This window comes from Mesorhizobium sp. WSM2561 (genome assembly GCF_000513915.1).
Classification (GTDB): Bacteria; Pseudomonadota; Alphaproteobacteria; order Rhizobiales; family Rhizobiaceae; genus Mesorhizobium; species Mesorhizobium muleiense.
In genome coordinates this window covers 26,492-53,248 of the sequence record NZ_KI911322.1, presented here as the reverse complement: position 1 = coordinate 53,248, position 26,757 = coordinate 26,492, and the positions used below count along the sequence as shown (strand labels likewise).

The following is a 26,757-nucleotide window of genomic DNA, read 5'->3' as shown; positions in this document are numbered from 1 at the left end:
GGGGGAACCCATGCTGAATGGACTAGAGGCGGCCTTTTTCTACCTCTTCGCCTTTGTCGCGGTGGCGTCGGCGTTCATGGTCATTTCGGCGCGTAATCCCGTGCATTCTGTGCTGTTCCTGATCCTGACCTTCTTCAATGCCGCTGGCCTGTTCATGCTGACCGGCGCCGAGTTCCTGGCGATGATCCTGCTCGTCGTCTATGTCGGCGCGGTCATGGTGCTGTTCCTGTTCGTCGTCATGATGCTCGACGTCGATTTCGCCGAGATGAAGGAAGGCGCCCTGCAATACGCGCCGACCGGCGCGCTGGTCGGGCTGATCCTGGCGGCTGAGCTGATCGTCGTGCTTGGCGGCTATACGTTCGCGCCGCAACTGGCGGCGACGGTTGCAAAACCCACTCCGGACCTTGCCGCCCGCTCGAACACGGCAGCGCTCGGCGACATCCTCTATACCGACTACGTCTATTATTTCCAGATTGCCGGCCTTGTGCTGCTGGTCGCCATGATCGGCGCCATCGTGCTGACGCTGCGCCACAAGCCGGGCATCAAACGGCAGTCGATCGCCGCACAGGTCGGCCGCACGCCGGCAACGGGGATGGAAATCCGCAAGGTCAAGACGGGCGAAGGAATCTGAGATGGTCGTCGGCATCGCACATTATCTGACCGTATCGGCGATCCTGTTCACGCTCGGCGTGTTCGGCATTTTTCTCAACCGCAGGAACATCATCGTCATCCTGATGTCGATCGAGCTGATCCTGCTCGCGGTCAACATCAATTTCGTCGCCTTCTCAGCAGCACTCGGCGATCTCGTCGGACAGGTGTTCGCGCTGTTCGTGCTGACGGTCGCAGCGGCTGAAGCGGCGATCGGCCTCGCCATTCTCGTCGTCTTCTTCCGCAACCGCGGCTCGATCGCGGTCGAAGACGTGAACATGATGAAGGGTTGACGGAAACCACCATGTATCAGGCCATCGTCTTCCTTCCTCTGCTCGGCTTCCTGATCGTCGGCCTGTTCGGCACGTCGCTCGGCGCCAAGGCGTCCGAATACATCACCTCCGGCTTCCTGGTGATATCAGCCGTGCTGTCGTGGGTCGCCTTCTTCGCCGTCGGCTTCGGCGAGGGCGAGGTGTTCACCGTGCCGGTGCTGCGCTGGATCCAGTCGGGCGGGCTAGAGGCGGCATGGGCGCTGCGCATCGACACGCTGACGGTGGTGATGCTGGTCGTCGTCAACACGGTGTCGGCGCTGGTCCACATCTACTCGATCGGCTACATGCATCACGACCCGAACCGGCCGCGCTTCTTCGCCTATCTGTCGCTGTTCACCTTCGCCATGCTGATGCTGGTGACGGCTGACAACCTCGTGCAGATGTTCTTCGGCTGGGAAGGCGTCGGCCTCGCCTCCTATCTGCTGATCGGCTTCTGGTACAAGAAACCGTCGGCCAATGCCGCCGCGATCAAGGCCTTCGTCGTCAACCGCGTCGGCGATTTCGGTTTCGCGCTCGGCATCTTCGGCGTGTTCGTGCTGTTCGGCTCGGTCAATCTCGGCACCATCTTCGCCAATGCGGCGACGTTCATTCCGGCCGAAGGCGCGCCGGAGGGCGCTGCCGTGCTGACCTTCCTCGGCTATGCCCTCGACAAGCAGGCTGCGATGACCGTCGTCTGCCTCTTGCTGTTCATGGGCGCCATGGGCAAGTCGGCGCAGGTGCCGCTGCACACCTGGCTGCCGGACGCCATGGAAGGCCCGACGCCGGTCTCGGCGCTCATCCATGCCGCCACCATGGTGACGGCCGGCGTGTTCATGCTGGCGCGGCTGTCGCCGCTCTTCGAGCTGTCGCATTCGGCGCTGATCGTGGTCACCTTCATCGGCGCTTTCACCGCCTTCTTCGCGGCGACCGTCGGCCTCGTCCAGAACGACATCAAGCGCGTCATCGCCTATTCGACCTGCTCGCAGCTCGGCTACATGTTCGTGGCGCTCGGCGTCGGCGCCTATGGCGCGGCGATCTTCCATCTGTTCACGCATGCCTTCTTCAAGGCGCTGCTGTTCCTCGGCTCCGGCTCGGTGATCCACGCCGTCTCCGATGAACAGGACATGCGCAGGATGGGCGGCCTCAGAACGCTCATTCCGAAGACCTACTGGATGATGGTGATCGGCACGCTGGCGCTGACCGGCGTCGGCATTCCGGTGACGGTCATCGGCACCGCCGGCTTCTTCTCCAAGGACGCGATCATCGAAAGCGCCTTTGCCGCGCACAATCCGGTCGCCGGCCTTGCTTTCGTGCTGCTGGTCGTCGCTGCCTGCTTCACCAGCTTCTATTCCTGGCGGCTGATCTTCATGACCTTCCACGGCCTGCCGCGGGCGAGCCACGAGGTCATGCACCATGTCCATGAATCGCCGCCGGTCATGCTGGTGCCGCTGTACATCCTGGCGGCGGGCGCGTTGTTCGCCGGCGTGATCTTCCATGGCGCCTTCATCGGCGAGGGCTATGCCGAGTTCTGGAAGGCGTCGCTGTTCACGCTGGCGGAGAACCACATCCTGCACGACATCCACGAAGTGCCGTTTTGGGTGAAGCTGTCGCCGTTCGTCGCCATGCTGATCGGCTTTGCGATTGCCTGGCAATTCTACATCCGCGCGCCGGAGATGCCGAAAAACCTGGCGGCGCAGCATCGCGGGCTGTACGCCTTCCTGCTCAACAAGTGGTATTTCGACGAGCTCTTCGATTTCCTGTTCGTGCGGCCGGCAAAACGCCTCGGCCACTTCCTGTGGAAGACCGGCGACGGCACCGTGATCGACGGACTTGGTCCTGACGGGGTTTCGGCGCGCGTCGTCGACGTCACCAACCGGGTCGTCAAACTGCAGACCGGCTACCTCTATCACTATGCCTTCGCCATGCTGATCGGCGTTGCCGCATTCGTCACCTGGATGATGCTCTGATGACCGCCTGGCCGATCCTCTCGCTGGTCACCTTCCTGCCGCTGGTTGGTGTGCTGTTCATTCTGCTGATCAATGACGACAGCGAGAATGCCCGCCGCAACATCCGCGCCATCGCGTTGTGGACGACTGGTATCACCTTCATCATCTCGCTGTTCATCTGGACCGGCTTCGACAATGCGGAGCCCGGCTTCCAGTTCGTCGAGAAGTTTGCCTGGCTGGATTCCGGCATCTCCTACCATATGGGCGTCGACGGCATCTCCATGCTGTTCGTCATCCTGACCACCTTCCTGATGCCGCTCTGCATCCTGGCTTCGTGGGAATCGATCGAGAAGCGCGTCAAGGCCTACATGATCGCTTTCCTGCTGCTGGAGACGCTGATGATCGGCGTGTTCTGCGCGCTCGACATCGTCTTGTTCTACGTTTTCTTCGAGGCCGGCCTGATCCCGATGTTCATCATCATCGGCGTGTGGGGCGGCAAGCGGCGCGTCTACGCCTCGTTCAAGTTCTTCCTCTATACGCTGGCCGGCTCGGTGCTGATGCTGCTCGCCATCATGGCGATGTTCTTCCAGTCCGGCACCACCGACATCCCGACGCTGCTGACGCACGACTTCCCGGCCTCCATGCAGACCTGGCTATGGCTCGCCTTCTTCGCCTCCTTCGCCGTGAAGATGCCGATGTGGCCGGTGCACACCTGGCTGCCGGACGCCCATGTCGAGGCGCCGACGGCCGGTTCGGTGATCCTGGCCGCCATCCTGCTGAAGATGGGCGGATACGGCTTCCTGCGCTTCTCCCTGCCGATGTTTCCGATCGCCTCGGAGATGTTTGCGCCGCTGGTCTTCGCGCTGTCCGTCGTCGCCATCATCTACACCTCGCTGGTGGCGTTGATGCAGGAGGACATGAAGAAGCTGATCGCCTATTCGTCGGTCGCCCATATGGGCTTCGTCACCATGGGCATCTTCGCGATGAACCAGGAAGGCGTCCAGGGGGCGATCTTCCAGATGCTGTCGCACGGCCTGGTCTCCGGCGCGCTGTTCCTGTGCGTCGGCGTCATCTACGACCGCATGCACACGCGCGACATCGACGCCTATGGCGGGCTGGTCAACAACATGCCGAAATACGCCACCGTGTTCATGATCTTCACCATGGCCAATGTCGGCCTGCCCGGCACCAGCGGCTTCGTCGGCGAGTTCCTGACCATGCTCGGCGTGTTCCGGGTCAACACCTGGGTGGCGTTCTTCGCCGCCACCGGCGTCATCCTGTCGGCGGCCTATGCGCTGTGGCTGTATCGCCGGGTGATCTTCGGCGCGCTGACCAAGGACAGCCTGAAAGGCCTGCTCGACCTGTCGACGCGCGAGAAGGTGATCATCTACCCGCTGGCCGTGCTGGTCATCTTCTTCGGCGTCTACCCGGCGCCGGTCTTGGACGCGACCGCCGCATCGGTCAAGGCGCTCGTCACCAATGTCACCGCATCCATCGACACCGCGCAGACCGCGGCGGCGAACTGACCCGAGAGGTTTGCGAACCATGACGCCGGACCTTCTCTCCAGCCTGTCGCTGTCGACGCCAGAGCTGATCCTCGCCGTCGGCGCCCTGGCGCTGCTGATGCTCGGCGCCTATTCGCGCGCCAACACCACCACCACGGTGAGCGGCCTTGCCGTCGCCGTCCTGGTGGTTGCCGGCGTCTGGACGATCTTTTCCACCGGGCAGGGCAACGCTTACGGCGAAGCCTTCGTCCAGGATCCCTTCGCCCGCTTCATGAAGGTGCTGGCGCTGATCGGGTCGGCGGTGACGCTGGTCATGTCGATGCGCTTCGCCAGGGCGGAGCATTTCGACAAGTTCGAGTATCCGGTGCTGATCCTGCTGTGCACGCTCGGCATGATGCTGATGATCTCGGCCAACGGCATGATCGGGCTTTATCTCGGCCTCGAACTGCAGTCGCTGGCAATCTACGTGCTGGCGGCGATCAACCGGGACAATCTGCGCTCGACCGAGGCGGGGTTGAAATATTTCGTCCTCGGCGCGCTGTCGTCGGGCATGCTGCTCTACGGCATCAGCCTCGTCTACGGCTACACCGGCAACACCGGCTTCCAGGAGATCGCCGCAGCACTTGGCGGCGGCGAGCGGCAGCTTGGCCTGGTCTTCGGCCTGGTCTTCGTGCTGGCCGGCCTTGCCTTCAAGATATCGGCGGTGCCGTTCCACATGTGGACGCCCGACGTCTATGAAGGCGCGCCGACGCCGGTGACGGCCTTCCTCGCTGCGGCGCCGAAGATGGCGGCGATGGCGCTGATCGTGCGCGTCACCATGGACGCCTTCCAGCCGATCGCCGCCGACTGGCAGCAGATCATCGTCTTCATCTCGATCGCCTCGATGCTGCTCGGCGCCTTCGCGGCTATCGGCCAGACCAACATCAAGCGGCTGATGGCCTATTCCTCGATCGGCCATATGGGCTACGCCCTGGTCGGCCTCGCCGCCAACAGCCAGGCCGGCGTGCGCGGCGTCGCCATCTACATGCTGATCTATCTGGTGATGACGCTCGGCACCTTCGCCTTCATCCTCGCCATGCGGCGCAAGGAAGGCAATGTCGAACAGATCGGCGATCTCGCCGGCCTGTCATCGACCAATCCGATCATGGCGACGATCCTGACCATCCTGATGTTCTCGCTGGCCGGCATTCCGCCGCTCGCCGGCTTCTGGGGGAAGTGGTACGTGTTCCTTGCCGCCATCAACGCCAACCTCTATGCGCTGGCGATCATCGGCGTGCTGGCCTCGGTGGTGGGCGCCTATTATTATCTGCGCATCATCAAGATCATGTGGTTCGACGAACCGGTCGGCGGCTTCGTGCCGATGGCGACCGAGCTTCGCATCGTGCTTGGCGTCTGCGGCGCCTTCGTGCTGTTCTATGTGCTGATCGGCGGGCCGATCGGCACCTATGCCGAAGCCGCCGCCAAGACATTCTTCTGACGGGATGGCATTTCGACTGGCTCCAACAGCGGCCTCGGAAGGGTTCCGGCTCGAGGCACATGACACCGTCGGTTCCACCAACGCGCTGGCGCTCGACCATGCCCGGGCGGGAGATCCGGGCAAGCTCTGGGTCGTTTCAAAAAAGCAGGAAAGCGGGCGTGGCCGGCGCGGCCGGGCCTGGGCGACGCCCGAGGGCAATCTGGCGGCGACGCTGCTGGTGGTCACCAATGCCGAGCTTCGCCTGGCCGCGACGCTCGGCTTCGTCGCCGGGCTGGCGCTGGCCGATGCGCTCGACGCCGTCGTGCCGAAGGGCAGGATCGCAATCGGCCTCGACGGCGGCAGCGAAGGAAAAAACCGTTTCGAGCTGAAATGGCCAAACGATGTGCTCGCCTCCGGCGCCAAGCTTGCCGGCATCCTGCTGGAATCGGCGATACTCGAAGGCGATCGCTTTGCGGTGGCGGTGGGCATCGGTGTCAATGTTGTGGCATACCCCAAGGATTTGCCTTATCCCGCGACATCGCTTGGCGCGCTGGGCGCTGCTTGCGATGCCGAGACATTGTTTCTGGCGCTGTCGGATGCCTGGAGCGAGAATGCGCGGCTGTGGAACGATGGGCGCGGGCTGTCCGCCGTCAGGCGGCGCTGGCTGGCGCGCGCGGCAGGGCTTGGCGGGCAGGTTGCTGTCAGAATTGACGGTAATGTGGTGCGCGGCACGTTCGAGACCATTGACGAGGACTGCCGTTTCGTGATCCGCGACGATGAGGGTTCGGTTCTGACCATCGCCGCCGGCGACGTGCATTTCGGTGCGGTCGCGTCGGCCCAGGTTTGACAGGCCCCCAGGTTTGGCAGGCCAAGGTTTTGACAGGCCAAGTTTTTACGGGCTCAGGTTTGACTGGCCCCAGATTTTGACGGGCTTGGGTTGACCGGCCAGGAAAGGAATGATCATGGCGACAGCGGAAAACGCCGAACTCGTCTTCGTGCCGCTTGGCGGCGTCGGTGAGATCGGCATGAACTTCGCCCTCTATGGCTACGGGCCGGCCAATGCGCGCGAATGGATCGTCGTCGATGTCGGCGTGACCTTTCCCGATGCCAGCCTGCCTGGCGTCGACCTGGTGCTGCCCGACTCGCGCTTCATCGAGGAGAACATCGCCAATCTGCGTGGCATCGTCATCACGCACGCGCATGAGGACCACTACGGCGCGCTGCTTGACACATGGCCGAAGCTCAAGGCGCCGGTCTGGATGACGCCGTTCGGCGCTGGATTGCTGGAAGCCAAGCGGCAGGGCGAGCAGGGCGCACCAAAGATCCCGGTGACGATCTACCGCGCCGGTGAAAAGTTCAGCGTCGGCCCGTTCGAGATCGAGGCCATCCCGGTCGCGCATTCGATCCCCGAGCCGATGTCGCTGGCGATCACCTCGCCGGCCGGCACCGTCATCCACACCGGTGATTGGAAGATCGATCCGGCGCCGACGATCGGTCCGCTGACCGACGAGGCGCGCTTTCGCGCCTATGGCGACAAGGGCGTGCTGGCGTTGATCTGCGATTCCACCAATGCGCTGCGGGAAGGGGTGTCGCCGTCGGAAGTCGCGGTTGGCGAGGGCCTCAAAGGCGTCATCCAGAGCGCCAAGGGCCGCGTTGCGGTCACCACCTTCTCCTCCAATGTCGGACGCATCGTCTCCATTGCCAAGGCGGCACGCGATGCCGGCCGGCAGTGCCTGGTGCTCGGCCGCTCGCTGAAGCGCGTCATCGATGTTGCCGGCGAGCTCGGCTATATGGATGGGCTGCCCGAATTCATCGCCGAGGAGGACTTTGGCTTCATCCCGCGCGAAAACCTCGTCATCATCTGCACCGGCAGCCAGGGCGAGCCGCTTGCGGCACTGGCGAAACTGTCGCGCGAGGAGATGAAATCGGTGTCGCTGACGGCAGGCGACACGGTGGTGTTTTCCTCGCGCACCATTCCCGGCAACGAGAAGGGTATCCTCGAGATCAAGAACCGGCTGATCGACCTCGGCATCAAGATCATCGAGGACGGCGATGCGCTGGTGCATGTCTCGGGCCATCCGCGCCGCAGCGAGCTGCGCAAGATGTATGAATGGGTGCGGCCGCAGATCGGTGTTCCCGTGCATGGCGAGGCGGCGCATCTGGTGGCGCAGGGATCGCTGATGTCGGTGTCCGGCATCGGCCAGGTGGCGCAGGTGCGCAACGGCGACATGCTGCGGCTCTATCCCGGTGCGGCGACGATCATTGACCAGGTGCCGTTCGGCCGCGTCTACAAGGACGGCAGGCTGATCGGCACCGACCAAGCGATGGGTATTCGCGACCGGCGCAAGCTGTCTTTCGCCGGCCATGTCGCGGTCAATGTCGTGCTCGACGACAAATATGAGCTCGCCGGCGATCCCGATCTGGTCGCCATCGGCGTCGCCGAGGCCGATGGCCGCGGCGAGAGCCTGGAGGACCTGATGATTGATGCGGCAATCGGCGCCGTGGACTCCATCCCCCGTCAGCGCCGAAGAGATCTCGACCTCGTGCAGGAGGCAGTGCGTCGCGCCGTCCGTGGCGCCGCCAATGAAGCCTGGGGCAAGAAGCCGCTGGTGACGGTGTTCGTCACGCGGTGACGAACAGGGCAGTAGGGCAGTAGGGCAGTAGGGCAGTAGGGCAGTAGGGCAGTAGGGCAGTAGGGCAGTAGGGAAAGACAGGCGAAGAAGTGCAAACGATCTCCTCCCCTACTCCCCTACTCCCCTATTCCCGTACTGCCCTACTCCCCTAACTTTCGGAGTTCCAATGCTTGGACGCCTGAACCATGTCGCGCTTGTCGTGCCGGATCTGGCTGCGGCGACGGCGGCTTATCGCGACACGCTCGGCGCTCGGGTGACCGCGCCGCAGGCGCTGCCGGAGCATGGCGTGACGGTGGTGTTCGTCGATGTCGGTAATACCAAGATCGAATTGCTGGAGCCGCTTGGTGAGGGTTCGCCGATCGCGGCATTCCTCGAGAAGAACCCCTCGGGCGGCATGCATCATCTGTGCTATGAGGTCGACGACATTCTTGCCGCGCGTGATCACGTCATCGCCAGCGGCGCCCGCGTCCTCGGCGACGGCAACCCGAAGACCGGCGCGCACGGCAAGCCGGTGCTTTTCCTGCATCCCAAGGATTTCTTCGGCACGCTGGTCGAACTGGAGCAAGCATGAGCTGGGTTTCATTTCTCGCCCTGTTCTTCATCACATGGTGGGTGGTGCTGTTCGCCATCCTGCCGTTCAGCCTGAGGACGCAGGACGAGGATGAGGACGTGACGCTGGGCACGGTATCCAGCGCGCCGCGCGGACCGCATATGCTGCGCGCGGTGCTGCGGACGACGATCGTCACGCTGGTTCTGCTTGGCATCTTTTATGGCATGACGCGGGGGCTCGGCCTCGGCATCGACGACATCCCGCACATCGTGCCGGATTTCAGCCGGAGTCCCGAAAACTAGACCGCTGGGTACGGCTGGCCACATCTTGCATGCGAGCACCGATCCGGGCCGGAAGCCGACGCAGGTTTCGAACCGGCTGTGCTGACGCCAGGTAAAGCGGTTTATCAATTTTTCGTGCTAACCAGATGATTGCACAAAAAAAATGCAAGGCACGAGGCCTTGCAATTTAAACGCGTCCGATCTGTTTCCGGTATCCGGCGGCAGCGAGTAACCGCGCCTAGATCGCATCCTCCCAAGACTTTGACCGCGTAGGAGAGCAGATTTCTTTCCGCCCTCTCGTTTATCGGCGCACATTAGACCAAGCCGGGTGAAAATGTCACGCAGAATTTTGCCCGGAAATAAGCAATCTCGTGCTGCACTGCACAATAGTATGGCAGGCGTTGCTTGCGAAACGACCAGCAAGGCGAACGCGGCACTGCGGCGCCTTTGCGACGCCCCATGGGGCGCCCAGTTGGCGCGGGGGCGGGTTTCCATTCCGTCATGAAATGGCTATGAAGCCGGGGCAAGCAAGCCTGCGCTGCGCCGATTCCGGTGCGGCAATCCTCTCTCTCACGGACCAGTCCATGCGTTTGTCGCGCTATTTCCTGCCTATCCTTAAAGAAAATCCGCGCGAGGCCGAAATCGTCTCGCACCGGCTGATGCTGCGCGCCGGCATGATCCGCCAGCAGGGGCAAGGCAGTTTTTCCTGGCTGCCGCTCGGCAAGAGGGTGCTGGACAAGGTCTGCCGGATCGTTCGCGAGGAGCAGGACCGGGCCGGCGCGCTCGAGATCCTGATGCCGACCATCCAGTCGGCCGAGCTGTGGCGCGAAAGCGGCCGCTATGACGATTATGGCAAGGAGATGCTGCGCATCAAGGACCGGCAGGATCGGGACATGCTCTATGGACCGACCAACGAGGAGGTGGTCACCGAGATTTTCCGCGCCTATGTGAAGTCCTACAAGGATCTGCCGCTCAATCTCTATCACATCCAGTGGAAATTCCGCGACGAGGTGCGGCCGCGCTTCGGCGTCATGCGCAGCAGAGAGTTCCTGATGAAGGACGCCTATTCCTTCGATCTCGATTTCGAAGGCGCCAGGGCGGCCTATAACAGGATGTTCGTGTCCTATCTCAGGACGTTCACGCGCATGGGGCTGCAGGCAATCCCGATGCGTGCCGACACCGGGCCGATCGGCGGCGACCTCAGCCACGAATTCATCATCCTAGCCGACACCGGCGAGAGCCAGGTCTATTGCCATCGCGACTATCTCGCGCTTGAAGTGCCGGGGGCGGACACGGACTTCTCCAACGATGCCGAGATCGGCGACATCGTCAAGAAATGGACGACGCCCTATGCGGCGACCGACGAGATGCACGACGAGGCGGCGTGGGAGAAGGTCGCGACAAGCGACCGGGTCTCGGCGCGCGGCATCGAGGTCGGCCACATCTTCCATTTCGGCGACAAATATTCCAAGCCGATGGGCGCCAAGGTGACCGGGCCCGACGGCAAGGATCATTTTGCCTCCGGGGGTTCCTACGGCATCGGCCCGACGCGGCTGGTCGCGGCGATCATCGAGGCCAGCCACGACGACAACGGCATCATCTGGCCGGAGGCGGTGGCGCCTTTCGACATCGGCCTGATCAATATGAAAGCCGGCGACGCCGACTGCGACCGCGTCTGCGAGGAACTCCATGCGGCGTTTGTCGCCGTCGGCAAGGACGTGCTCTACGACGACACCGACCAGCGGCCGGGCGGCAAGTTCGCCACAGCCGACCTGATCGGACTGCCGTGGCAGGTGATCGTCGGGCCGCGCGGCGTGGCCGCCGGCGAGGTCGAGATCAAGAACCGCAGGAACGGCGAGCGTGAGACGCTGCCGATCGCGGACGTGAAGAAACGCTTCGGTCTTGCCGGATGAGTGGAGCGGCAGCAGCTAAACCCATGGCCGCCGGAGCTTTTTCCGTCTTCGAACGCATGGTCGCGTGGCGCTATCTGCGCTCGCGCCGCAAGGAGACGGTGATCTCCGTCATTGCGTCGATCTCGTTCCTCGGCATCATGCTGGGCGTCGCCACGCTGATCGTCGTGATGGCTGTCATGAACGGCTTTCGTGCCGAGCTTCTGACGCGCATCCTCGGCGTCAACGGCCATCTGATCGTGCAGCCGCTCGACATGCCGCTGGAGGACTATGCGCAGGTCGCCGGCCGCATCAACGGCGTGCCCGGCGTCCAATACGCCATTCCGCTGATCGACGGGCAGGTGCTGGCGCAAGGCAATGTCGGCGGCGGGTCGGGGGCGCTGGTGCGCGGCATACACGGCGAGGATCTGGGCAAGATTTCAATCGTCGCCAACAATATCAAGCAGGGCTCGATCGCCGGCTTCGACACAGGCGAGGGCGTCGCCATCGGCAGCCGCATGGCCGACAATCTCGGTCTGGTGCTCGGCGACACCATCACGCTTATCGCGCCCGACGGCGATGTGACGCCGCTCGGCACGACACCGCGCATGAAAGGCTATCCGGTCACGGCGATCTTCGAGGTCGGCATGTCGGAATATGACAGCTCCATCGTCTACATGCCGTTTTCGGAAGCGCAGCTCTATTTCAACATGGATGGCCGGGCCCAGGCGATCGAGATCTATGTCGACAATCCCGACAATGTCGACGCGCTGAAGCCCAGGGTCGAGGAGGCATCGCAGCGGCCGATCACCATGGTCGACTGGCGAGAACGAAACCGGACATTCTTCGATGCGCTGCAAGTGGAGCGCAACGTCATGTTCATGATCCTGACGCTGATCGTGCTGGTCGCGGCGCTCAACATCATTTCGGGGCTGATCATGCTGGTGAAGGACAAGGGTCACGATATCGCCATCCTGCGCACCATGGGCGCCACGCGCGGCGCGATCCTGCGCATCTTCCTGATGACGGGGGCGGCGATCGGCGTGGTGGGCACCCTTGCCGGCGTCCTGCTCGGCGTCCTTATCTGCCTGAACGTCGAGCGCATTCGCCAGTTCTTCTCCTGGCTGGCCGGCGAAAGGCTGTTCAATCCCGAGCTCTACTTCCTGAGCCAGTTGCCTGCCCGCATGGACGCCAGCGAGACGATCTCGGTGGTGCTGATGGCGCTGGTGCTGTCGTTCCTGGCGACTCTGTTTCCGGCATGGCGCGCGGCCAGGCTCGATCCGGTCGAAGCGCTGAGGTACGAATGATGGCCGAGGCCATAATCGAGCTGAGGAGCGTCGAGCGGCATTATGTCCAGGGGCCGCGCAAGCTGACCATCCTCAACGGCGCCGATTTTTCGTTGAAGCGCGGTGAGATCGTGGCGCTGGTGGCGCCTTCGGGCACCGGCAAATCGACGCTGTTGCATACCGCCGGACTGCTGGAGCGGCCGGACGCCGGCGATGTCATTCTGGCCGGCCGCGCCTGCGGGCGGCTTTCCGACGACGAGCGCACGGCGATCCGTCGCAACGATGTCGGCTTCGTCTATCAGTTCCATCACCTGCTGCCGGAGTTCACGGCGTTGGAAAACATCATGATGCCGCAGCTGATAAAAGGGCTGACGCGCAAGGAGGCTGCCGAGCGGTCGGCGCAACTGCTCGATTACATGCAGATCGGCAAGCGCGCGCAGCACCGGCCGTCGGAACTGTCCGGCGGCGAGCAACAGCGCGTCGCCATTGCGCGCGCCGTCGCCAATGCGCCGCTGGTGCTGCTCGCCGACGAGCCGACCGGCAACCTCGACCCGGTCACCGCCTCCTATGTGTTCGAGGCACTGGGGGCGCTGGTCCGGCAGTCGGGCCTGGCGGCGCTGATCGCCACCCACAATCACGAGCTTGCCTCGCGCATGGACCGTCGCGTCACGCTGGCCGACGGCAAGGTTGTTCCGCTTTAGGTGGTTCGATATTCAGCCGGCCTGCGAACGGCGGTTTCCTGCGCTTCCCTACAGCGCCGCGCGCCCTCTTGGGCGCGCAAAGGACGCTGTAGAACTTTGATTTCGCGCATGACCCCGAAATCGATCTTGATTTCGGGGTCATGTGGGCTCACGTACTGAAGTACGCTCCGCTCCGGTTCTCTGAAGCCACCATTGTCGGCGCGGCCTGACCTGAATCTCGACACACCTAACGGGCTGATCACCAGCGACCGTGTTTCCCCGCACGCAGCCAGCGCGGAAACAGAGAAACCCGCTCTCAACCTTTCCTTAACCGTGCCGAACTGATCGCCCGAAATCCGTGCCACGCTCGGATTGCCGCCGTTGACATCCGAACAAATTCAGAACAAAATACGAACATACTGAAAACAGGAGAGCGTTATGACCGGTCTTGTTCAGGATGTCGTGTCTCTGGTTTGCATGAGCACGTTTCTCATTTCCATGGCGATCTGGATCGGAGCGATGTGAGGCAGCGCGCCTCGTTCTTCGCGGGGTGAGGGGCGGCATCGGAGCTCGGGGTTCAGCGCCGCTTCGTCAGCCGGCCTTGCGGGCCGTTTCAACAAGCAGAGCTGCGGCGGGTCCGAAGACATCCTCGAAGGCAGATTTCAGCGCGAGATCGAGATCGGCCATTCCCAAGGGAAGGCCGAGGTCGACGAGGCTGGTGACGCCGTGGTCCTGCACGCCACACGGCACGATGCCGCTGAAGTGGCTGAGATCCGGCTCGACATTGATGGCGATGCCGTGAAAGCTCACCCAGCGCCTCAGCCTGATGCCGATGGCGGCGATCTTGTCCTCGGCGAGCGATCCGTCGGGCAGGGCGGGGCGATCCGGCCGCACCACCCAGACGCCGACGCGGTTCTCGCGCCGTTCGCCGCGCACGTTGAAGGCGGCGAGCGTGCCGATGATCCATTGTTCAAGGGCCGCGACGAAGGCGCGGACATCCTCGCGCCGCCGCTTCAGGTCGAGCATCACATAAGCGACCCGCTGGCCTGGCCCATGATAGGTGTATTCGCCGCCGCGCCCGGCTGCGAACACCGGGAAACGGTCGGGCTCGATCAGGTCCTCGATTCGGGCACTGGTGCCGGCGGTGTAGAGCGGCGGGTGCTCTACCAGCCAGACCATCTCACCGGCGGCGCCGCCTCTGATCGCTTCGGCACGCGCCTCCATCACGGCAAGCGCATCTGGATAGGCGGTGAGGCCGGGTTCGATCCGCCATTCGACCGGCGCCGAACCGGGCAGGGGCAGGAACGACGTGGCGATCTGGCTGCGTTCTGTCATGGCATGTCTCGTGTCGCCCCACATATGGCGGCAATCGGCTGAAACGTCCAGTTGCGAGCGCGTTTCAGCTCTTTGGAGGGTTATGCCGAAGCCCGGGCAATTATTGCGCGACGCGCCCTTGTTTCGCCGGAAACGATTTGCTACACGCCGCGAGCCGGTTCGTTCCGGCTCCTACCACGTGCGGTCGTGGCGGAATTGGTAGACGCGCAGCGTTGAGGTCGCTGTGGGGCAACCCGTGGAAGTTCGAGTCTTCTCGACCGCACCAGCTTTATCCAATAAGCTGTTATTTTTATTGTGCGATTTTCTGTTTCGCCGCAGTTCTTCCAACGCTGTTTGTGCAAGCTGAAACCTGCACGAACCCGTTGCTGGTTGGGTGCGGATGCCGCGCACTAACCGCGTGGTTTGACCCGCCATCACATGCCAGCTGCTTCAAAGACCGAACCGTGCCGCGAAACGGACACATGGGAATGCTCGGCAAAAATGCGCTTTTTTATGCGCGGCTATATATTGATGTGATTGCGCGGCAAATCGCCCACTAGTTTCGTTGTCTTGAGGCTTGAGTCTGGACGCGACTTTCCAGCCGCATGAGCAAATAGTCGACCTCTTGTCTGGCCGTCGCCGACAACGCACTGCCCGGCTTGCGCTGGGCGTCCGACGCGATGGCGCCGCGCTTCATCATCACATATTTGCGTACCGCAAGTCCCACGCCGGGTTGCTGCTCATAGCGCAGATAGGGCAGGTGGGCGTCGAAAAGATCGTGCGCCTTGTCGCGCTCGCCGGCGGCGGACAGTTTCACCATTTCGACCAGCATGTCGGGGAACGCATAGCCGGTCATCGCGCCGTCGGCGCCGCGCTCCATCTCGAAGTCGAGAAAGAGGCCGCCATTACCGGTAAGGATGGACAGCGGCCGCAGCGAGCCGTCCTTCTGGAAGCCGCGCAGCGCGCTGATCTTGTCCAGGCCCGGCCAGTCCTCGTGCTTGAGCATGAAGCAGGCCGGGTTGTCGGTGACGATGCGGCGGATGACGGCCGGCGTCATGATCACCGAGAGGGTCAGCGGATAATCCTGCAGGACGAAAGGAACATCCTCGCCGACCGCTTCGGATGCGTTGCGGAAGTAGGTGACGATCTGGTCGTCGGTGCGCAGCGCCGGCGGCGGCGCGATCATCACGCCCTGCGCGCCAAGCTCCATCGCGGCGCGCGCAAGGCTGCGCATGGCGGCGAAGCCAGGGGCGGAGACGCCGACGATGACCGGCAGCCTGGTGCGCGCCACGACACGTTTGACGATCTCGATCGATTCGCCGGCGTCGAGCTTCGGGGCCTCACCCATGATGCCGAGGATTGTTATCCCATCGACGCCGCAGCGCTCGTAGAAATCGACCATCGAATCAAGCGATTCCCAGTCGATCTTGCCATCCGCCTCGAACGGCGTCGGGGCAATGGTGTAGACGGTTTTGGTGTCAGGGCCGATGGCCATGAGCTCCTCCTAAATCCAGCTTTCAATCATAGCGCAGGACCGACGGTCCGATCCAACCCGGCTGTCGGTCCGGACGGGCGGGGTCCCGTTCGTCGTTCCATCGTATGCGGACGACTGGTTGGCCGATCTGGACAATGGCTGCACGGGATTGCGCCGCGGGTCGAAACCCGCGGAAAAGAGAAGGTGTTGCGCCGTCGGACAATGCAATCATGCTCTGCGAGCCGTCAACCTTCTTACGCCGCGAGTTCAGCAGTTGCAGGCGGCGATCCGTGCGGCGATTGACCTCAAGGACTGTCGATCCTGGGGAATGACTTTGCCAAAGTCAAAATCCAGCCTTAACCTTCTGCAATGCATTCCAGGTCGAGCATCCGGTTTTACCTGGGAAAGCCGCACGCAACGGAGCCATATTTATGAGTGACAGCCAGGTAAGGATTGCGGCAGGGAACACCATTCGAAGCCTGCATGCCGATCTGCCGGTCAACGCCACCTTCCATATCTGGCTCAAGGCGACCAGGCCGGACGTTCCAGGCTCGCTGTCGTTTTCCAACGTCCGTGGCAAGTTCGGCGAGGTGAGCGTCGCGAACGCCGAAGAGCATGAATTCAGAATTTTCCACGTCTTCGGCGGCGGCAGTGTCGAACTGGATTACGATGCGGATCAGACCTCGGTTTCGGTTGCCTACTGGTTCGCATTGGCCGACGTACTGGAGACAGGCATTACAGTTCTCCACACCAATCCGGGAAATGCCCCACCGAACATCCCCGACAGCTATCATTTTCGTCCGCCGTTCGGCTGGATGAACGATCCGAACGGATTTGGCCGGTTTGGAGGCCGCCCACATCTGTTCTATCAGCATTATTCGCATGGGCTTCGCTGGAACACGATGCATTGGGGGCACGCCGTCTCTTCGGATTATTTGCGATGGCGCCACATGCCCATCTTCCTGTTTCCATCGGAAGATCTCACCGCAAGGCCCGACAAACGGGGCGGCGCCTATTCCGGCTCGGCCATCCCGCTTGCCGATGGCCCGGGCATACGCGTCTTTTTCACCGAGCAGGTACAGGACCGTATCCCGGAACAGCAGATCCAACTCACGGCCACTTCCAGCGACCTCATCATGGCGGGAGACGCGCACGTCATCCTGCCATACCGCCCGCTTGACCAGGGATTGACAGCGGATTTTCGTGACCCATACGTCTTCAGGGGACCGGATGGCCTTTGGAAAATGCTGCTGGGCAGCCAGAGCGATGAAGGCGGCGTTGTCCTGCTCTACGAAACCCGTGACCATACGGCCGCCACTGGATGGACGTATGTCGGCAAGCTTCTGGTCGAGAAGCACTATCGGACGACGGCGATCGAATGCCCCTGTCTGCTGCCGCTCGACGGGCCTGCGACCGATCCCGCGACGCGCTGGGTTCTGATTCTCGGGCTGATGAACAGTGAGGACCAGTCGACCCGGCGCAAGAACCTGACAATGGCCATTGTCGGCTGGTTCGATGGTAGGACCTTTGCCAAGGAATTCGAACAGGAACTGGACTTCGGGACGGATAATTACGCCTTCCAGGCCTTCGCCGACGGCGATGCCATTGTTGGCATAGGCTGGCTTGCCAACTGGGCCGACACCGGACCGGCGATCGATTTTCCCACAGCCATGACGTTGCCTCGCAATATCCATCTGTCTGCAGGCGAGTTGCACACCCCGCCCATCGGCGCTGCCGAGAGCCTGCGGAGCCATATTCTGGACCGGACACGCCTCGCAGCCGGAGAGCAGGTAAGCTTTATCAACGGCGCCGTCGAAATCCTGTTCGAGCTCGAAAAGCCGGGTGCCCATTTCCACTTGAAGCTGCAACATCCAACCGTCCGGCTCGAGGTTGTCGTCGACGACGAGGGACTTGCCATTCGTCATGGAGACGACGCAGCGGCATCCCCTCACTATATTGCCAAGGGAGCCCGTCCAAAACGGCTGCGGATATTCCTCGACTACGGATCGATCGAGGTTTTTGCGGATCGCGGTCGTTGGGCTGGCACGAAACGGATCAGCGGGTTTGAGCCGGTGCAATCGGCACGTCTCATCGCCGAAACGGGCGCCATTCTACACGCGACGGTATGGGCCCTCAAACCGTGACAACGAGATAAATATTCCCAGCTCAGGATCAGGCGTCCGCAAACACCGACCAATGAACGAGGCCTTCGACGACGCCAAGGGCGAACGGCGTTTTCGCGCTGTAGATCAGCGAGTTGTCCCGCGCCATGTCAAGCAGTTCGGGAAGGGCATTGGCGACGACAATCCCGCGCGCACCGGGCAGCTCGAACATGCTGCGATCATTGTTGGTATCGCCGGCGACGACCACCTCATCGAGGCCGATGCCGAGCTCATTGCAGAGCCAGGCCAGCGCCTGGCCCTTGTCTGCTGAGCGCGGCAGGATGTCGAGATCGCGTCCGCTCGAATAGACCATCGTCACCGACAGGCCGGCCTCGGCCAGAGCACGCTCGATGCTGGCAAGGGCTTCCGGACTTGCATCGAGCAGGTACCAGCTCGATTTGAAGGCGTGCTGATAGCCGTCGGGCTGGCGGACGGTGTCTTTGAGCGACCCGAGCACCGCATCGACCTTGTCAAGCGACCAGCCTTCCGAAAACCTCTGGGCAAAGTGGCTCAATTCAGGAAAATGTGCGAGGCGCGGGGTGTGCCGCGGACCGGCGAGCATCGTGCCGACACCGCCGATCACATAGTCCGGCGCCGGCAGGCCGACTTCGTCGACGAAGTTCAAAATATCATCGGCCAGGCGACCGCTGTTGTAGACGAGAACCGGCCGGTGCTCGGGATCGAGCGCTTGCCATTTTGATCGAAAGCGTGACGTCGCCGGCGCATCGCCCGCCAGGGTCCCGTCGAGATCACTCGACAAAAGCGCGATCGGTTTCAATCGCCGTCGTTCCACGGCTCGTCCCAGTCATGATCGTCGACCGCCTTCAGCACCGGACGGCCTTCGACAAGGCTGACCAGCTGCTGCGCGATGCCGGTCCAGGTGAACAGGCTGCGCGCCTTGTGCGCGCCCATGCGGCCCAGGCGGCCGTGAAGGCGCTGGTGCTTCATCGGCTTGACGATGGTGATGCCGAGATCTTCCTTGTCGAACGGATCGCCAAAAAGCGCATGCCGGCCATAGCTGATCCCGCGATAGAGGCCGCCATGGATCGTGACCACTGTCGGCGTTCCGCAGGCCATTGCCTCGATCGCGGTCATGCCGAACGGCTCGTAGCGGCTCGACAGGACGAACATGTCCGCCGCCCGATAGGTGTCGGCCAGGTCCTCCTCGGCGACATAGCCGGAGAAGACGACACGATCCTGCAAGCCTAGCTGCTCGACCTGTTGCTTGAGCTGGTTGAGGATCTTCTGTTCCTGCTCGTCCATGTTCTCGCCGCCGACAGCGAGCCTCAGGACCGCATCCGGCACACGCGGCGCCACCACGGAAAACGCATCGATCAGCAGGTCGTAGCCCTTATTGGTGGCGAGCCGGCCGAGCGCCAGGACCGTTCGCCCTTCGAAGCCGAGCCGATGGCGGATCAACCGGCGAGACGCCTCGCTGACCGGGAAGAAGCGGTTGTCGTCGTAACCGGGCGGGATCATGTGCACGCGGTCGCGCTCGAGGCTGTAGTCCTCGACCAGCATGTCGACCTGCGGCGGCGTCGTTGCGATCACCATGGCGCAGCTTCGATAGATGATCGTCTCGTGCTTGATGCGCTCGGTGAAATTGAACTCGGCCTCGAAAGTATCGGCCTTGTCAGGGTAGTCCGTCTTCATCTGGCGCTGCTTCCAGATGCCGAGCGAATGCGGCGTATGGATGTGCGGGATATTGAGCGCTTCTGACAGTCGCTGCCCCGCTACGCCCGCATCCCAGTAGTGACTGTTGATGAAGTCGTAGGAGAGGTTTTCCCGGCGAATCAGCCGCAGTGCGTTTTCACACCACTCGAGAAGGTGGCGGTGGAGATATTCCTTCGGAATAAAATCGGGTCCGCCACAGGCGACACGCAGGACGCGAACCCCGTCGGCCACTTCATCGACAGGAGGCTGGTCTTCAAATCGTCGCGTCCAGATATCGACGGCATAACCCAACTGGGCCAGCTTTTTGGCAAGTTCCAGGACATAGACCACCTGGCCGCCGGTATCGGCCGCGCCCAGTGGCGGGTTGGCTGCTACGTAGCCGTGGGTGGAAATGAGAGCAATTCGAGGTATCGCCGCATCCGAGTCCGGCATCTGTATCCTTCTCTACGATTGATCTGCGCACGCCGCAGCATGCACAAGTTGGGTTATATAAGGTTTCCAGCCGCCATCCGCAAATGTCGAAAGCGCCAGGCGGCCGCCAGGCTGGTGGCACGTCGGTGAGAATATTGACTCCGCCCGCAATGGTAGCCCCCAGAGACGCCGATAGGGAACATACCGAGGAGCCTCGGCGCGACGCTTATGGGAGAGCCGAAGACGTTGTGCGATTGGTGGATGATTGCGCCGGCTGACATCGACTTCGAAATCTGACAGACGCTGTAGCAATTTGACGCTGCTCATGATCCTTTCTGGAAATCGATTCCGATTTTCATGGTCATGCGCTAGACCTGACACGCAGCTTTTCCGGAATTCTGAATGGCGGGAGGCGCTTGTGGAAGGCCAGGACGAACAGACGACCGGCGCCAGGACCGCTGAGGACAGCGCCGACATCTATGGCGAGGATGGCGCCATTCTGTCGTCGTTCCTTGCCCAGATCGGCGCCGCGATCGCCGATCGCGACACGCTGACGCTAAAGCGTGAAGTCGACGACCTGCACCAATCGGAACTCGGCGACCTGATCGAGGCGCTTCATCCAGAACAGCGCCGCGCGCTGGTCGAATTGTTGGGCGCCGATTTCGATTTTTCCGCGCTGACCGAGGTCGACGAGGCTATCCGCCGCGACATCGTGGAAAGCCTGCCCAACGCCCAGATTGCCCAGGGGGTGCAGGACCTCGATTCCGACGACGCGGTCTACATTCTCGAGGATCTCGAAAAGGAAGACCAGGACGAGATCCTGTCGCAACTGCCGTTCACCGAGCGGATCAGGCTGCGCCGCTCGCTCGACTATCCCGAAGAGACCGCCGGCCGCCGCATGCAGACCGAGTTCGTCGCGGTGCCGCCATTCTGGACGATCGGCCAGACCATCGACTACATGCGCGAGGACAACAACCTTCCCGACCGCTTCAGCCAGATTTTCGTCATCGATCCGAGCTTCAAGCTGCTCGGCGCCATCGACCTCGACCAGATCCTGCGCACCAAGCGCTCGATCAAGGTCGAAGAGGTGATGCATGAGACCAGGCACGCCATTCCGGCGACGATGGACCAGGAGGAGGCGGCGCGCGAATTCGAACAATACGACCTTCTCTCCGCTGCCGTCGTCGACGAGAACGAGCGGCTGGTCGGCGTGCTGACCATCGACGACGTGGTCGACGTCATCCAGCAGGAAGCCGAGGAGGATCTGCTGCGCATGGGCGGTGTCGGCGACGAAGAATTGTCGGACAGCATCCTTTCGACCTCGCGCTCGCGCGTTCCGTGGCTGCTCGTCAACCTTTTGACGGCATTCCTGGCGGCCTCGGTGATCGGCCTATTCGACCGCACGATCGAGCACATCGTGGCGCTGGCGGTGCTGATGCCAATCGTCGCGGGCATGGGCGGCAATGCCGGCTCGCAGACCATGACGGTCACGGTGCGGGCGCTGGCGACCAGGGACCTCGACATCTACAATGCCGGCCGCATCATCCGCCGCGAGATGGGGGTGGGCTTCATCAACGGCATCATCTTCGCCATCCTGATCGGCATCGTCGCGGCCGCCTGGTTCCGCGATCCCAATCTGGGCGGCATCATCGCCGCGGCGATGATCATCAACATGTTCGTGGCCGCACTTGCCGGCATCCTGATCCCGCTGCTGCTCGACCGGTTCAAGATCGACCCGGCCGTGGCTTCGGCGGTCTTCGTCACGACGGTCACCGACGTCGTCGGCTTCTTTGCCTTTCTCGGCCTCGCCACATGGTGGTTCGGCGTGTGAGCGACGCCCGCTCAATTGACTTTTACGTAAATGCCATGCGAGATTTTGGAACAGCCTCTGGCCGATTCTGACACGCGTGCGGATAGCGAGGCCGCATGGTTGGAACTCGCAGCGCGGCCGGGCATTTGGAGTGATGATGCGGGAATATTATTCGATAACCGAACTGACCCGCGAATTCGACGTTTCGACGCGGACGCTGCGCTTCTACGAGGACGAGGGGCTGGTGCAGCCGGTGCGGCGCGGCCGCACGCGGCTGTTTCGCCCGTCGGACCGGCATCTCATCCGCCAGATCATGCGCGGCAAGAGGCTCGGCTTTTCGATCAACGAGATCCGCGAAATCATCCAGATGTACAAGGAGCCGCCCGGCGAGGTCGGTCAGCTCAACCTGATGATCAAGCGCATCGAGGAAAAGCGCGAGGATCTGCGCCAGAAGCGCCGCGACCTCGAAGAAACCCTGGCTGAACTCGACCAGGCCGAGGAATCCTGCGTCGAGCGGCTGGTGGAGCTTGGCGTCAACACCTGATCGGCCTTTTTGATAATTCTACTCTGGCGGCCAGCCAGAGCGAATTCTGAAAAAGACCTTGCCGCCTCAAATCCAGCGCCGCACCGTTTTCGCGTAATCCCGGTATTTCTTGCCGAATTTCGTTGCCAGAACCTTTTCCTCGCCCTCGATCGCCATTTTCTGCGTTGCGAAGGCGGCGATGATCGCCAGCGGCAGGAACCATACGTTCCCCGAGATAAGGGCGACGCCGATCATCAGCAGCGTGTTTGCCAGATAGATCGGATTGCGGCTGACGGCGAAGGGGCCCGATGTAACCAGATGGTCCGGCACGGCGTTCGGGTGGAGCGTCGTCTTTGCCCGGATCATGATGCGGATCGCCGTGAACCAGAGTGCGACGACGCCGAACAATGCCACCCAGCCGGCCGCGAACAGGATGTGGCCCAAAAGGCCGCCGATCCATGGCAGCGGATAAAGCAAGCCAAGCGCGATGCTGACGGCGATGGCCGCGACATAGATCAGCGGCGGCCAAGGTATAAACCCCGGTTTTTGCTGGCCCGGTTTCTGCTGATGGTCGGTCATTGTGCTCCTCCCTCCATCAAAGTGCCGTCGGCTTTGGCAGTGCAGGCGCCGGCGAGATCGTCGAGATGCGCCTTCCATTCCGCAGCCTGGTCGTTGCGGTAGAGCCGATCAAGCGTGGCCTCGCCCTCGAGCGTATCGAGCATGCAGACACAATAGCTGCTGCAGAACTCCGTGTCGCGCGATTGCTCGCACGATGCCTGGCACTCTTTGAGGAAGGTGACCGGCCTGGTTTCGACGGCTGCCGGCATGACTTGCGAAAACAGCCAGAGCGAGCCGATCAGCACCGGCTGGTGGATCAGATAGAAGGCGAGGCTGTGCCGGCCGATAAAAACCAGCGGATTAGTCCAGCGGCCGGGCGCCAGGCCCGCCAGCCGCGTCAGCACGCCGGAGGCGAAGGCAAGCTTTGCCGCTGCGATGCCGACAAGCACAGCGCCGAACCATGGAAACAGCGGGACATAATCGTTGGAGCGCGGGTTGGTTGCCGACAGACCGACCCACCACAGGGCCGGATGATCGAAGATCTCGGACCTGAGGTAAAGCGGCGCGGTGATGACGAAAGCTGCGACAACCAGCGTCAGCAGCGCCGGCAGCCGCAGAAACGCCAGGCCGAGCAGGCTGGCCAGCGCGATCTCGTGCAGGATGCCGAAGAAGATGAAACTGTCTGGTGTGGCAAGCCTTGTGGCGGCCGATATGGCGAGCGCCGCCCCGCCGACCATGGCGAATCGTTTCCAGAAGCCGTTCCAGCGGATTTGCTTGCCATGGCCGAGGAACAGGCTGACGCCGACCAGGAACAGGAAGGTCGAAGCGATGCAGCGCGCGTAGAATTTCCACCAGCCAAAGGCAGTCAGGCCGGGATCGGTGTAGCCGAAGAATTCGAGATCCCAGGTGAAATGGTAACTCGCCATGGCAAGCAAAGCGATGCCGCGGGCGACGTCGATGGCGATGATGCGCTTTGATCGGTGCTGAACGGCCGGCGTAGGAATGGTCATGGTCTCGCAATTCTGTTTCAGTGCTGCAAGACGATTATCATGGTTGCCCCGGACAAAAGAAGACAGGCGCCGCCCTCTTCCCTTCTCCCCTTTGTTCGCGATGTCCCCAGTCCAAACACCCTTGTGGGAGAAGGTGGATTGGCGCGCAGCGCCAAGACGGTTGAGGGGTGCTGGCCGGAGTGCTGTTGGTGCCAAGCTGGAACACCCCTCATCCGACCTCGCTTCGCGAGGCCACCGTCTCCCACAAGGGGAGAAGGAAGAGCCCACGAGAAACGATTACCTTGACGGCGCATTCGCGCTGCTAGCTGGCGGAATTTGGTTTGCCGGGCGCGGCGATTCTGCCTATAGTCGCAGCCGTCGTCGGTTCCGTTTTGGAACCAAGAGGGAATGCGGTAGGGGCAAAATTCGCCCGATGCCGTGGCTGCCCCCGCAACTGTGTGCGGTAGTCCTCTCCATATGCCACTGAAGATTTTCTTCGGGAAGAGCTTCTTCGGGAAGGTGGGGAAGGGCGCTGATCCGCGAGCCAGGAGACCTGCCGGCGACAGGAGAACTGACTTCTATGCCCTCGGGTGGAGGGCGAAAGGACAAGACATGAATACCGCTTCCGTCTCGCTCGGCGCTTCCGTCTCCTCGCAGTCGCGTTTCGTGCAGTTGGCGCTTGCTGCAGTTCTCGGCGTTTTCGTCATGGGCTTTGTCGGCTTCTCGCATATCGATGCGGTCCACAATGCCGCTCACGACTATCGCCATTCGATGGGCTTTCCCTGCCACTGACGAGGGGCTGACACCATGACACTGTTTCGCAACGTCGTGTTCATCGCGGCGATCGCAGGGCTTGTGGCCGGCGTCGTTCTCGCCTGCATGCAGGCTTACGCCACGGTGCCACTCATCCTCAAGGCGGAAGTCTACGAACAGGCCGGCGGTGGTCACACGCATGACCATGGTTTGGCGCCGGCCGCAGCAGGCAGCAATGCCACGAGCAGCGCCGTGCCGGCTGAAGCAGCCACCGCGGAAGAGGAAGGCTGGGCGCCGGCCGATGGCTTCGAGCGCTTCGCCTTCAACGTCGTTGCCAACGTCGTCACCGGCATCGGCTTTGCGCTGATCCTGGTCGCCGCTTCGGAGTTCGCCGGCGGCATCGGCAATGGGCGTCAGGGTATGTTCTGGGGCCTTGCAGGCTTTGCCGTGTTCACGCTGGCCCCGAACCTTGGCCTGCCGCCCGAACTGCCGGCGATGCCGGCGGCCGATCTCACCCAGCGCCAGATCTGGTGGACGGCGACCGTAGTGGCGACCGCGGCCGGTCTCGGGCTGCTCGCTTTTCGCAAATCGCTGCCGCTGGCCATTCTTGCCGTGGCGTTGATCGTGGCGCCGCATATTGTCGGCGCGCCGCAGCCCGACAGTTTCGAATCGCCGATCCCGGAAGGCCTGCACCACCAGTTCGTGGTGGCGGTGACGCTGACCAATCTGGTGTTCTGGCTGGTGCTCGGCGCTGTCGTCGGCTTGGTGCGCGGCCGCTTGACCGGCGCCGCAACCGGCCTGCGCGACAGCCTTGCCTGATCGCGCTGCTCCAGGCAGCAAGCTGACCCTGGTCGTCGGCGGTGCACGCTCGGGCAAGAGCGCGCATGCCGAAAGCCTGGTGACGGCCTGTCCGGCGCCGTGGGCCTATATCGCTACGGCGCAAGCCTATGACGACGAGATGCGCGAACGCATCGCGCTGCACCGGGCACGGCGCGGCGAGGGCTGGACGACCGTCGACGCGCCGCTCGATCTCGTCGGCGCGATCGAGGCGCTGCCTGACTGCCGGCCCGTCCTGATCGACTGCCTGACGCTGTGGCTGTCCAACCACATGCTGGCCCAACGCGACATTGAGGCCGAATGCCGAGGGCTGGCGGATGTGCTGTCGCGGCCGCGCGGGCCGTGGTTCGTGGTTTCCAACGAGGTCGGGCAGGGCATCGTGCCCGATAATGCGCTTGCCCGCCGGTTTCGCGATGCCGCCGGCCGGCTCAACCAGCAGGTCGCCGCCGTCGCCGGCACGGTGCTGCTGATGGTTGCGGGACTGCCGCTCAAGGTGAAGTGATATGACCGATATCGACGACAGGGACGAGGAACGCCACCGCGCCAAGATGGCCAAGCGCAAGGCGGTGCAGGACGCCGAGGTCGCGGCCAAGACAGTCGAGAAGGGACTGCTGATCGTCAACACCGGGCCCGGCAAGGGCAAGACCACTGCCGCCTTCGGGCTGGCGCTGAGGATGCTCGGCTACGGCAGGCGCGTCGGCGTCGTCCAGTTCATCAAGGGCAAATGGCATACCGGCGAGAAGGACGCCTTTGCCGCTTTCGGCGACCGGGTCGTCTGGCACACGATGGGCGAGGGTTTTACCTGGGAAACGCAGGATCTGAAGCGCGACATCGCCGCCGCCGAGGCTGCCTGGGCCAAGGTGCTCGAGCTGATGGCCGATCCATCGATCAGCCTTCTGGTGCTCGACGAATTGAACATCGCGCTGCGCTACGACTATCTCGATCTCGACACGGTGGTGGCGGCGCTGAAGGGCCGGCGCGAAAACCTGCATATCGTCGTCACCGGCCGCAACGCCAAGCCGGCGCTGGTCGATGCGGCCGATCTGGTCACCGAGATGGGCGTGACC

Annotated in this window: 25 protein-coding genes, 1 tRNA gene and 1 riboswitch; of the genes, 20 read left to right on the top strand and 6 right to left on the bottom strand. The window is 62.7% G+C overall.

Annotated elements, in window-relative coordinates:
* Positions 1 to 10: 10 nt before the first annotated feature.
* From M727_RS0133105 to M727_RS0133050, 12 genes are all read left to right on the top strand, one after another.
* Complete coding sequence (locus M727_RS0133105) at positions 11 to 631, top strand: NADH-quinone oxidoreductase subunit J (protein WP_027156082.1); 621 nt, start codon at positions 11 to 13, stop codon at positions 629 to 631.
* 1 nt (position 632) lies between these two features.
* Entirely contained in the window at positions 633 to 941 is a 309-nt protein-coding gene (gene nuoK / locus M727_RS0133100; RefSeq protein WP_023798863.1) for an NADH-quinone oxidoreductase subunit NuoK, read from the top strand.
* A gap of 11 nt (positions 942 to 952) precedes the next feature.
* On the top strand, positions 953 to 2,926 hold the full coding sequence (gene nuoL / locus M727_RS0133095; RefSeq protein ID WP_027156081.1) for an NADH-quinone oxidoreductase subunit L: 1,974 nt from the start codon (positions 953 to 955) through the stop codon (positions 2,924 to 2,926).
* Complete coding sequence (locus M727_RS0133090; protein WP_027156080.1) at positions 2,926 to 4,431, top strand: NADH-quinone oxidoreductase subunit M; 1,506 nt, start codon at positions 2,926 to 2,928, stop codon at positions 4,429 to 4,431. The genes nuoL and M727_RS0133090 overlap by 1 nt, the downstream gene beginning before the upstream one ends.
* Positions 4,432 to 4,450: 19 nt before the next feature.
* Positions 4,451 to 5,887, top strand: coding sequence for an NADH-quinone oxidoreductase subunit NuoN (gene nuoN, locus M727_RS0133085; protein ID WP_027156079.1), 1,437 nt, complete (start codon positions 4,451 to 4,453; stop codon positions 5,885 to 5,887).
* A gap of 4 nt (positions 5,888 to 5,891) precedes the next feature.
* Positions 5,892 to 6,713 carry a biotin--[acetyl-CoA-carboxylase] ligase gene (locus M727_RS0133080; RefSeq protein ID WP_027156078.1) on the top strand — a complete coding sequence of 274 codons (822 nt, stop codon included), beginning with the start codon at positions 5,892 to 5,894 and terminating at the stop codon, positions 6,711 to 6,713.
* A gap of 115 nt (positions 6,714 to 6,828) precedes the next feature.
* Complete coding sequence (locus M727_RS0133075) at positions 6,829 to 8,499, top strand: ribonuclease J (protein ID WP_027156077.1); 1,671 nt, start codon at positions 6,829 to 6,831, stop codon at positions 8,497 to 8,499.
* Positions 8,500 to 8,665: 166 nt separating this feature from the next.
* Positions 8,666 to 9,070 carry a methylmalonyl-CoA epimerase gene (gene mce / locus M727_RS0133070; protein ID WP_027156076.1) on the top strand — a complete coding sequence of 135 codons (405 nt, stop codon included), beginning with the start codon at positions 8,666 to 8,668 and terminating at the stop codon, positions 9,068 to 9,070.
* Positions 9,067 to 9,351 carry a DUF1467 family protein gene (locus tag M727_RS0133065; RefSeq protein WP_023798870.1) on the top strand — a complete coding sequence of 95 codons (285 nt, stop codon included), beginning with the start codon at positions 9,067 to 9,069 and terminating at the stop codon, positions 9,349 to 9,351. Before mce ends, M727_RS0133065 begins: the two co-directional genes overlap by 4 nt.
* A gap of 563 nt (positions 9,352 to 9,914) precedes the next feature.
* Entirely contained in the window at positions 9,915 to 11,243 is a 1,329-nt protein-coding gene (gene proS, locus M727_RS0133060; RefSeq protein WP_027156075.1) for a proline--tRNA ligase, read from the top strand.
* A complete protein-coding gene (locus M727_RS0133055; protein ID WP_027156074.1) occupies positions 11,240 to 12,526 on the top strand; it encodes a lipoprotein-releasing ABC transporter permease subunit in 1,287 nt (428 codons plus the stop codon). The genes proS and M727_RS0133055 overlap by 4 nt, the downstream gene beginning before the upstream one ends.
* Complete coding sequence (locus M727_RS0133050; protein WP_027156073.1) at positions 12,523 to 13,206, top strand: ABC transporter ATP-binding protein; 684 nt, start codon at positions 12,523 to 12,525, stop codon at positions 13,204 to 13,206. The genes M727_RS0133055 and M727_RS0133050 overlap by 4 nt, the downstream gene beginning before the upstream one ends.
* 570 nt (positions 13,207 to 13,776) lie before the next feature.
* Here M727_RS0133050 and lipB read toward each other — a convergent pair.
* Positions 13,777 to 14,520 (bottom strand): lipoyl(octanoyl) transferase LipB, encoded by a 744-nt coding sequence (gene lipB / locus M727_RS0133040; RefSeq protein ID WP_027156071.1) that lies wholly within the window; start codon positions 14,518 to 14,520, stop codon positions 13,777 to 13,779.
* A gap of 180 nt (positions 14,521 to 14,700) precedes the next feature.
* On the opposite strand from lipB, the gene M727_RS0133035 reads away from it, so the two are divergent.
* Positions 14,701 to 14,785 (top strand) — tRNA-Leu (locus M727_RS0133035).
* Positions 14,786 to 15,055: 270 nt separating this feature from the next.
* On the opposite strand, the gene M727_RS0133030 is transcribed toward M727_RS0133035, so the two are convergent.
* Positions 15,056 to 15,994 carry a dihydrodipicolinate synthase family protein gene (locus M727_RS0133030; protein ID WP_027156070.1) on the bottom strand — a complete coding sequence of 313 codons (939 nt, stop codon included), beginning with the start codon at positions 15,992 to 15,994 and terminating at the stop codon, positions 15,056 to 15,058.
* Between the two features lie 410 nt (positions 15,995 to 16,404).
* On the opposite strand from M727_RS0133030, the gene M727_RS0133025 reads away from it, so the two are divergent.
* The gene (locus M727_RS0133025; protein ID WP_027156069.1) at positions 16,405 to 18,117 is read left to right on the top strand and encodes a GH32 C-terminal domain-containing protein; all 1,713 of its coding nucleotides are present in this window, start codon (positions 16,405 to 16,407) and stop codon (positions 18,115 to 18,117) included.
* 28 nt (positions 18,118 to 18,145) lie between these two features.
* On the opposite strand, the gene M727_RS0133020 is transcribed toward M727_RS0133025, so the two are convergent.
* Positions 18,146 to 18,913 (bottom strand): HAD-IIB family hydrolase, encoded by a 768-nt coding sequence (locus tag M727_RS0133020; RefSeq protein WP_027156068.1) that lies wholly within the window; start codon positions 18,911 to 18,913, stop codon positions 18,146 to 18,148.
* The gene (locus tag M727_RS0133015; RefSeq protein ID WP_027156067.1) at positions 18,910 to 20,241 is read right to left on the bottom strand and encodes a glycosyltransferase; all 1,332 of its coding nucleotides are present in this window, start codon (positions 20,239 to 20,241) and stop codon (positions 18,910 to 18,912) included. Before M727_RS0133015 ends, M727_RS0133020 begins: the two co-directional genes overlap by 4 nt.
* 397 nt (positions 20,242 to 20,638) lie before the next feature.
* On the opposite strand from M727_RS0133015, the gene mgtE reads away from it, so the two are divergent.
* Entirely contained in the window at positions 20,639 to 22,051 is a 1,413-nt protein-coding gene (gene mgtE / locus M727_RS0133010; protein WP_027156066.1) for a magnesium transporter, read from the top strand.
* A gap of 136 nt (positions 22,052 to 22,187) precedes the next feature.
* On the top strand, positions 22,188 to 22,574 hold the full coding sequence (locus M727_RS0133005; RefSeq protein ID WP_023685221.1) for a MerR family DNA-binding transcriptional regulator: 387 nt from the start codon (positions 22,188 to 22,190) through the stop codon (positions 22,572 to 22,574).
* Positions 22,575 to 22,640: 66 nt separating this feature from the next.
* On the opposite strand, the gene M727_RS0133000 is transcribed toward M727_RS0133005, so the two are convergent.
* Complete coding sequence (locus M727_RS0133000) at positions 22,641 to 23,132, bottom strand: isoprenylcysteine carboxylmethyltransferase family protein (RefSeq protein WP_027156065.1); 492 nt, start codon at positions 23,130 to 23,132, stop codon at positions 22,641 to 22,643.
* Positions 23,129 to 24,121, bottom strand: a complete 993-nt coding sequence (locus tag M727_RS0132995) for a DUF1624 domain-containing protein (RefSeq protein ID WP_027156064.1) — start codon at positions 24,119 to 24,121, stop codon at positions 23,129 to 23,131. Before M727_RS0132995 ends, M727_RS0133000 begins: the two co-directional genes overlap by 4 nt.
* A 344-nt stretch (positions 24,122 to 24,465) precedes the next feature.
* A riboswitch (cobalamin riboswitch) is annotated at positions 24,466 to 24,676 on the top strand.
* Between the two features lie 36 nt (positions 24,677 to 24,712).
* Here M727_RS0132995 and M727_RS0132990 point away from each other — a divergent pair.
* The 4 genes from M727_RS0132990 to cobO all read left to right on the top strand — a co-directional run.
* Positions 24,713 to 24,892, top strand: a complete 180-nt coding sequence (locus M727_RS0132990) for a CbtB domain-containing protein (protein WP_027156063.1) — start codon at positions 24,713 to 24,715, stop codon at positions 24,890 to 24,892.
* 15 nt (positions 24,893 to 24,907) lie between these two features.
* Positions 24,908 to 25,672: a CbtA family protein gene (locus M727_RS0132985; protein WP_027156062.1), complete on the top strand. Its 765-nt coding sequence runs from the start codon at positions 24,908 to 24,910 to the stop codon at positions 25,670 to 25,672.
* Positions 25,665 to 26,192, top strand: a complete 528-nt coding sequence (gene cobU / locus M727_RS0132980; RefSeq protein ID WP_027156061.1) for a bifunctional adenosylcobinamide kinase/adenosylcobinamide-phosphate guanylyltransferase — start codon at positions 25,665 to 25,667, stop codon at positions 26,190 to 26,192. The genes M727_RS0132985 and cobU overlap by 8 nt, the downstream gene beginning before the upstream one ends.
* Position 26,193: 1 nt before the next feature.
* Positions 26,194 to 26,757: cob(I)yrinic acid a,c-diamide adenosyltransferase (gene cobO / locus M727_RS0132975; RefSeq protein WP_027156060.1), on the top strand; the 564-nt coding region annotated here is incomplete at its 3' end.

Excerpts from the sequence above, each read along its gene's own strand:
- M727_RS0133105 (WP_027156082.1), top strand. The coding sequence starts at position 11 with ATGCTGAATGGACTAGAGGCGGCCTTTTTCTACCTCTTCGCCTTTGTC.
- nuoK (WP_023798863.1), top strand. The coding sequence starts at position 633 with ATGGTCGTCGGCATCGCACATTATCTGACCGTATCGGCGATCCTGTTC.
- nuoL (WP_027156081.1), top strand. The coding sequence starts at position 953 with ATGTATCAGGCCATCGTCTTCCTTCCTCTGCTCGGCTTCCTGATCGTC.
- M727_RS0133090 (WP_027156080.1), top strand. The coding sequence starts at position 2,926 with ATGACCGCCTGGCCGATCCTCTCGCTGGTCACCTTCCTGCCGCTGGTT.
- nuoN (WP_027156079.1), top strand. The coding sequence starts at position 4,451 with ATGACGCCGGACCTTCTCTCCAGCCTGTCGCTGTCGACGCCAGAGCTG.
- M727_RS0133080 (WP_027156078.1), top strand. The coding sequence starts at position 5,892 with ATGGCATTTCGACTGGCTCCAACAGCGGCCTCGGAAGGGTTCCGGCTC.
- M727_RS0133075 (WP_027156077.1), top strand. The coding sequence starts at position 6,829 with ATGGCGACAGCGGAAAACGCCGAACTCGTCTTCGTGCCGCTTGGCGGC.
- mce (WP_027156076.1), top strand. The coding sequence starts at position 8,666 with ATGCTTGGACGCCTGAACCATGTCGCGCTTGTCGTGCCGGATCTGGCT.
- M727_RS0133065 (WP_023798870.1), top strand. The coding sequence starts at position 9,067 with ATGAGCTGGGTTTCATTTCTCGCCCTGTTCTTCATCACATGGTGGGTG.
- proS (WP_027156075.1), top strand. The coding sequence starts at position 9,915 with ATGCGTTTGTCGCGCTATTTCCTGCCTATCCTTAAAGAAAATCCGCGC.
- M727_RS0133055 (WP_027156074.1), top strand. The coding sequence starts at position 11,240 with ATGAGTGGAGCGGCAGCAGCTAAACCCATGGCCGCCGGAGCTTTTTCC.
- M727_RS0133050 (WP_027156073.1), top strand. The coding sequence starts at position 12,523 with ATGATGGCCGAGGCCATAATCGAGCTGAGGAGCGTCGAGCGGCATTAT.
- lipB (WP_027156071.1), bottom strand. The coding sequence starts at position 14,520 with ATGACAGAACGCAGCCAGATCGCCACGTCGTTCCTGCCCCTGCCCGGT.
- M727_RS0133030 (WP_027156070.1), bottom strand. The coding sequence starts at position 15,994 with ATGGCCATCGGCCCTGACACCAAAACCGTCTACACCATTGCCCCGACG.
- M727_RS0133025 (WP_027156069.1), top strand. The coding sequence starts at position 16,405 with ATGAGTGACAGCCAGGTAAGGATTGCGGCAGGGAACACCATTCGAAGC.
- M727_RS0133015 (WP_027156067.1), bottom strand. The coding sequence starts at position 20,241 with ATGCCGGACTCGGATGCGGCGATACCTCGAATTGCTCTCATTTCCACC.
- M727_RS0133005 (WP_023685221.1), top strand. The coding sequence starts at position 22,188 with ATGCGGGAATATTATTCGATAACCGAACTGACCCGCGAATTCGACGTT.
- M727_RS0133000 (WP_027156065.1), bottom strand. The coding sequence starts at position 23,132 with ATGACCGACCATCAGCAGAAACCGGGCCAGCAAAAACCGGGGTTTATA.
- M727_RS0132995 (WP_027156064.1), bottom strand. The coding sequence starts at position 24,121 with ATGACCATTCCTACGCCGGCCGTTCAGCACCGATCAAAGCGCATCATC.
- M727_RS0132990 (WP_027156063.1), top strand. The coding sequence starts at position 24,713 with ATGAATACCGCTTCCGTCTCGCTCGGCGCTTCCGTCTCCTCGCAGTCG.
- M727_RS0132985 (WP_027156062.1), top strand. The coding sequence starts at position 24,908 with ATGACACTGTTTCGCAACGTCGTGTTCATCGCGGCGATCGCAGGGCTT.